This is a genomic window from Halalkalibacter sp. HAAS-P013, from assembly GCF_056619925.1.
Genome location: NZ_JBWQTU010000040.1, coordinates 1 through 6,694, shown reverse-complemented (window position 1 = coordinate 6,694; position 6,694 = coordinate 1). Strand labels below are relative to the sequence as shown.

General features: G+C 36.8%; 6 protein-coding genes. All 6 read right to left on the bottom strand.

Annotated elements, in window-relative coordinates; translation table 11 throughout:
* The coding region (locus AC1FXP_RS23195; RefSeq protein ID WP_480064292.1) for a GTP-binding protein at positions 1-141 on the bottom strand (141 nt) is incomplete at its 3' end.
* 65 nt (positions 142-206) lie between these two features.
* Positions 207-1,598: a D-xylose transporter XylE gene (xylE, locus tag AC1FXP_RS23190; protein WP_480064291.1), complete on the bottom strand. Its 1,392-nt coding sequence runs from the start codon at positions 1,596-1,598 to the stop codon at positions 207-209.
* Positions 1,599-1,925: 327 nt separating this feature from the next.
* Positions 1,926-3,500 carry a response regulator gene (locus tag AC1FXP_RS23185; RefSeq protein WP_480064290.1) on the bottom strand — a complete coding sequence of 525 codons (1,575 nt, stop codon included), beginning with the start codon at positions 3,498-3,500 and terminating at the stop codon, positions 1,926-1,928.
* A gap of 11 nt (positions 3,501-3,511) precedes the next feature.
* Positions 3,512-4,939 carry a sensor histidine kinase gene (locus tag AC1FXP_RS23180; protein WP_480064289.1) on the bottom strand — a complete coding sequence of 476 codons (1,428 nt, stop codon included), beginning with the start codon at positions 4,937-4,939 and terminating at the stop codon, positions 3,512-3,514.
* On the bottom strand, positions 4,936-5,934 hold the full coding sequence (locus tag AC1FXP_RS23175; protein WP_480064288.1) for a sugar-binding protein: 999 nt from the start codon (positions 5,932-5,934) through the stop codon (positions 4,936-4,938). The genes AC1FXP_RS23180 and AC1FXP_RS23175 overlap by 4 nt, the downstream gene beginning before the upstream one ends.
* A 573-nt stretch (positions 5,935-6,507) precedes the next feature.
* On the bottom strand, positions 6,508-6,633 hold the full coding sequence (locus AC1FXP_RS23170) for a (2Fe-2S)-binding protein (RefSeq protein ID WP_480064287.1): 126 nt from the start codon (positions 6,631-6,633) through the stop codon (positions 6,508-6,510).
* Positions 6,634-6,694: the final 61 nt, after the last annotated feature.

The window sequence follows — 6,694 nt, the reverse complement described above, 5'->3', positions numbered from 1 at the left end:
TAGTCTGATAAACCCCTTCACCCTCAAGAGTTGTTCTTGATTCTCTTCCAAGAAAGCCTCCAGCTGAATACGGTCCATAGGTTGTTCCATTGAGATGGCACAAGTTTTTAAATGGAGGCCATTGAAAAAGGTCAAAACCATACCTTTTTCAGTAGCCTTCACAAATGTGAGATCTTTATAAATCTGTCCTATTTATCAATTACCATCTATGCACTCTTTTTATTAACCAAAATAGTCTCTAACTCTTCCAATGATCTACCCTTCGTTTCAGGTACAAACTTCCAAATAAAGATCACTGAAAGTAAACTCATAATTCCGTAGAATGAATACGTTAAACCTCCGCTAAATTCCATCATCGCTGGGTACGTCGATGAAATAAAATAGTTAGCTGTCCATTGTGCCGCTACAGCAATTGCTACAGCTTGCCCTCTGATTTTATTAGGGAAGATCTCGGAAATAAGTACCCAAACCACCGGACCCCATGACATCATAAATGATGCTGTGTAGATAATAATAAAAATTAATGTCCAGATTCCAATTGTGTTTGAAAATGCCATACCGGCCACCCCAAACATACCAATTGTCATTCCTATCGAACCAATAATCAACAGCGGCTTTCTACCAAATTTATCTACTGTAAAAATAGCAATTAACGTAAATAACACATTCACTAAGCCCATAACGATCGTTTGGAACATGGATGCATCTCTTGCCGCTCCCATGCTTTCAAAAATTCGTGGAGCATAATAAAGCGCAACATTTATCCCGACAAATTGCTGGAATACAGATAATAAAACCCCGATCACGATAATCCCTTTACCATATGAGAATAATTTAGCTTTATTTACATCAAAGGATTTCTTAATTTCATACATTGTTGCTTTTGCCATTTTTTGATCATAAATTTTAGAAAGGACTGCCATTGCCTTCTCATCCTGATTTTTAGAAACTAAATATCGTGGTGTCTCTGGAACTGTAAACAATAGGAGTAAGAACAGCAAGGCGGGGATGGCCTCTGATAAAAACATATAGCGCCAACCAACGTCATTAATCCACTCCATTGATTGTCCTCGTCCGATTCCCCAGTTAACAAAATAAACGACTAACATCCCAAAGATAATCGCAAATTGGTTTAAAGAAACTAGTGTACCTCTTATACGAGCAGGTGCAATTTCCCCAATATACATTGGTGAGACTGCCGATGCTAACCCAACACCAATTCCCCCAATGATGCGGTAAATATTAAAGGTAATTAATAGAGCAATGGAAGGCTCACCTTTTGTAAAAAATAAAAATTCAGGAAACGCAGATCCTAGGGCTGACAATAAGAATAAAAATGCAGCGAGGATTAGCGTATTTTTTCTGCCAAATCGAGTTGCAAAATAACCTGAAATAAGCCCTCCGATAATACAACCAATTAATGCACTTGAAACTGTAATCCCATGTACAAGGGAACTAAGACCTAAACTATCTGCAAAATACGTTTGAAGTGACCCTTCAGCTCCCGAAATTACAGCTGTGTCATATCCAAATAAAAGTCCACCCAATGTTGCAACGAGTGTAATTAACACAATGTATAACGTACTATTTTTCTTCATCATACGTGACAAAAGAGAAATTAATTTCTCTTTCTTCCTCCCCTCTCTCATAAACAAGTATTTCTTTGTTACCTTTGTAATCTAGTGTGACACTTATCGAAACGAATCCACCTACTACAACAATCTTCACTAATGATTTCGTTTTCATTAATTGATAATAGAATCTGTGAAAACACTTTCAATACATTAAAATTATCATGAAAACGCATTCCAGACAGCGCTTTCTTCTTTACTTTCTTGTAGATACCTCTAAATTCTTGTAAAAGCTTATCATTTTCTAAAAACCTTTGATAAAAAAGGAAAAAACAGCAATCCATGATCGCTGTTTTACTGATGATACTTATTCCGATATTCACGCGGGCTCATACCGATTTCCTTTTTAAAAGCTGTACTAAAATAATTCGGGTCTTTATATCCTACATTCAACGCTATTTCCTTTAATGGCATATTTCCATCCAATAGTAGCTCGATTGCTTTTTGTATTCGAGTATGCTTCAAATACTCCATAAAGGTGACTTGAAACCTATCTTTAAATAACTTACTTAAATAATAAGAGCTAATGCCAATCTCTTCGGCAACCTCTTCAAGAGAAATAGACTTGTGATAGTTGCTATCAATATATTCCTTAGCCTGTAAAAGTAAAGCTCTCATTCCGTTTGTTCGCCACTCCCCCAAATGCTCGGTAATATTTATTAGTTGTGATTTAGCAACTTCTTTGATTTGCATCGTCGTTTCTAATTGCCCTAATCCAACTTGAATATCTCCATCAAATCCAAGCTCTTTCATAGAACGGGTTAACACAATAAAGAAATCCTCCATCGCTTTTTGAACGAGTTTTACTTGAAAGTCAGTAGCTTGCTGAATCGATTGAAAATAAGATTCAAACATTTGTAGTCCTTTTTGCATATCACCTTTTTTAACAGCCTCTACTAACTCTTTTTCTACTTCAAAAGGAATCAATTCTTTTCGCTTTTGTTTCAACCTTTCATTATAAACCATATAAGTAGCACTTCGATGACTATGAACTAACTCCAACGCATAAATGGCTTCCTTATAGGAATTAGAAAAGTGATTCACATTTGATACAAGCATTCCAACCCCAGCATACAGACGACATTGCTCTAACTTCTTTTGCACTTGATGAAGAATCGTACGTACAAAATCTTGTCTGATTTCGTCTTCTTTTGTTTCATGATCTGTAAATAACACTAGTACAGGAACCTGAAACCCAGTTAACGGACCGATAAAACAAGAGGGGCTTTGCTCGTGTAATACTTGTTTCAGTATTCGATACCAGCGGCTTTTTTCCTCACGATCTGGGTGGAGACTTTCTGATTCAAACGAAAAAACGGCTGCAAACCCTTTCTTATGTTCGAGTCCCAGGCCTAACCATTCATCCCACTCCCCCTGATCAACCTCATGGACATGATCCATAATTAGAGAAACAATAAAATCTCTCTCTACTAAGGAATGGACTCTTTCAAGACGACGATTGACCTGTTTAGTTTCTGTCACTCTCTGTTTTTCACTCTCGATGTCTTCTATCATGCGATCGAAGGCTTTTAATACCTCGCTAACTTTACTTGGTTTTAACAAATACTCTTTTATCCCAAACTTCATTGCCTCACGTGCATAATCAAACGTATCGAAGGCCGATACCATAATAAATTTTGTATTAGGAAGCTTAGGCACGATTTGCCTTATTGCCTCAATGCCATCGAATTCAGGCATTTTTATATCCATAAAGATTAAATCCGGCTTATAGATTAGGGCACGTTCCACTGCTTCCTTTCCATTCTGAGCCTCCGCCACAATTTCAAAGTTGGACCGATTCTTACTAAGCATTAAGCTAATACCTTCTCTCTCAATCGGTTCATCGTCAACCAGCATTACTTTTATCACATCATGCCCCCCTATCCTGAATTATTGTTTAATCGAATGCTAACCTTTGTACCTTCTCCAATGCTTGAAGAGATCGTAAATGTACTTTCTTTATCAAATAATTTAAGCCGGTCCATCACATTTTTCATTCCGATTCCAGTGGAATGGCCTGATCCTTTTTGGGATGAAGTGCAATCAGTTTCTTCCTCTTTACCTAACAATCGAATAATTGTTTTCTGATCCATCCCCACCCCATTGTCTTTAACATCTATACACACCATTTCATCCTCATGGTAAATATGAATTTCAATTTTTGCTCCCTCAGCCATGCTTTCAATTCCGTGTATAAAAGCGTTCTCAACGATAGGCTGAAGCGTTAGACATGGAAGTGGCGTTGATAGACAACTAGGATCTACATTTTCAATAAACTCTACTCGATCACGGAAGCGTGCTTTTTGGATAAAAAAATACTCCTTTATAATTTCGACTTCGTCTTTCAGTGTCGTTTGCCGATCTATATTGCCGATGTTATAGCGAAGTAAGGTGGAAACAGAGGAAATCAAGTCACTCGTTCGTTCCGCCCCTTCAATATAAGAGGTTTTTGAAATGGTATTTAATGTGTTAAACAGAAAATGCGGATTGATCTGATTTTGCAAACTTTTCAATTCCATCTCTTTTAACAGTTGAGCTAACCTTGCCTTTTCTTCTAATTCGCTAACCGACTCGAGGATATTCCTTTTCATTTCATTAAATGTCTTCGTCAAAAACCACAGCTCATCCTTCCGTGAAACAGTGACATCCTTCCCAGTATAACGACCTGATGATATTTCTTGCGCCGCCTTTGTCAACCTTCTTATTGTTCTCGTGATTCCATTAGAAAACCAGATGGCGAATAAAATACTGAAGAAAATGATTGCAATAATGATCGCAGTCCCCATTTTCTTTGTATTGATAACCTTTTCATCTATAACGACAGATAACTCATGATAGTTTGTAAGCTCCACATTAATGATATCAAGTGTTCTCTCATGAATATAACTAGCTGTTCTCTCCGCTTCATTTAAATAAATAGAATACTCTTGTATATCTTGGTTTGCTATACCTTCTATTACCTGTTCCGTTTCCTCAATAAAACTCGTTATCATATTTAGAACGTTTTTCTTGGAGATTCCGTCCTTTTCAGTTTCCTTAAAAATTTGTTGTAACTGAAGTAGCTGTTTTTTATCTTTTTGATAGTGATACAGGTTTTCGGATAAAGGTTCGTGAACATAAATTTGCAACGACTGAAAGGTCTGATTCGTCGTTTTCGTAATTTCATTTAAGAGAAAAAAATAGTCAACATGCTCATTATAAAGATCCATGACTTTATCGTTACTCTGTTCCCGAATAAGAAACAACAGAATTAGTAACAGAAGGATACTAGCAAAATAAATGAGTAACTTCGTTTGAATTTTAATCACGAGGACCCACCCTCTTGACTATTTATATTGGGCAAGTCGGAGTTCCGAATAATCGATAAGTCTGTATAATATAAGTCCTGGAATGGCTTATTTTCAATAATCGTTAACATCTTCTCAACGCTTCGATTTCCCATCTCAAAAGGCTGTTGTTCAACAATAGCGTTGATGTCACCTTTTTCTAACAATTGAATATTCTCATCGATCGCATCAAAAGTAATTACATACATCTCATTCTCTTTTTTTAGAGATTTTGCTGCAGCTACGATACCAACCCCGTTATAAGAACTCGTCCCATAAAAAGCTGTAATGTTAGAATGCTCGGTTAACATTCTATATGCTTTCTCCTCCGCATCTACTCTAGAGATATCCGATTCTTCCATGGCAACAATTTTAATTCCCTCAAACTGCTCTACAATATCAGTAAACCCTTTTACACGAAGCTGATGCAGGGCATTATCAAAATTGCCGGAGATGATCCCGACCGTCGCTTCCCCTTGCGTATCCTCAACTAATGCTTTCCCTGCTAACTGACCTGCTAAGTAATTATCAGTCCCAATATAGACATCACGCATGCTTTCTGAAGAATCTGTATCAATCGTAATAACGGGAATACCTTTTTTCACTGCCTGATTAATAAGCGGCATAAATTGATCGTTAAGCGCTTGCACAATAATCCCATCTACTTTTGATTTAATCGCCATATCTAATAGCTTAAGCTGCTCATCAGGATTAGAACGCTCAGGCCCTCCATATTCAACATAAACATCATGGTTTGCCTCTGCTGTCTTCGCACCTTGTCCGACTAAACGCCAATACTCATGATTCATTTCTTCTCCAATTAAAGCAAAATGATATATCGGAAGGTCATGTTCAGAAGTCATCGCTGCCATAATTTTTTCATCGTCTATCTGTGACTGTTGATAAAAATAAATCGAGAATCCAAATGCCGTCATAAAAGCAAAAATTAATATCATATATAGAATAGTCCGCCTCATATTGTCCTCCTAACCAAAACAGTAATGCTATAAGCAGATTCTATCATAATTGGATTTTTTAATTGGATTTTTACACATCAAATGTAAATGGCCGCAATTCACATTATGTAGATGCATAAACCCCCTCCAAACCTCATTCCCTTTAACCTAATTGAAAGCGAAAAAGCCATTGCCGAATAGCTTGATTTTTATTTTATTTTATAGCAAAGGCCAAAGCAATTCCTACGCTTCTAGCGAAGAGTTGCTTTAGATCGGAAATACGAAAAACGTATATCTCCACGTCAGAAATAAAAAAAGAAACTTCCCACAAGTTAAGTCAACTAACGAGAAGTCTCTTTTGTTTTTCATTATGTTAGCATTTTGTTTACAAACCACTACAAAATACTTATATAACAAGGGTTTCAGGGGCAGATTACATCATGCCGCCTCTAAGGTGAGAGTGTGTAATATCTTGTACGATGCTTGCAAAAAGTGCGGTATATCAGGATTTTGCTAAATTATTACTGTAACATCTTTAACGGGGTTATACTGCTTTTCATTGGATTGCGTTAGCAAAATGTTAGCATAGTTTTCTTATGTCTTTATACATGCCCTGATTTCTTGTCTCCTTTTCTTTCGTTCTTCATCAATCATTCTTGGACAACCGTAACATTTACTCGTTGCTTCTGTTTGATAATAAAGACAACAAGAAGGCTTCATGCGCCGAAAGGTACTGGCTCCTTATGAAGAAAGAAATGTTGGAAGTTATATATGGTAAGAA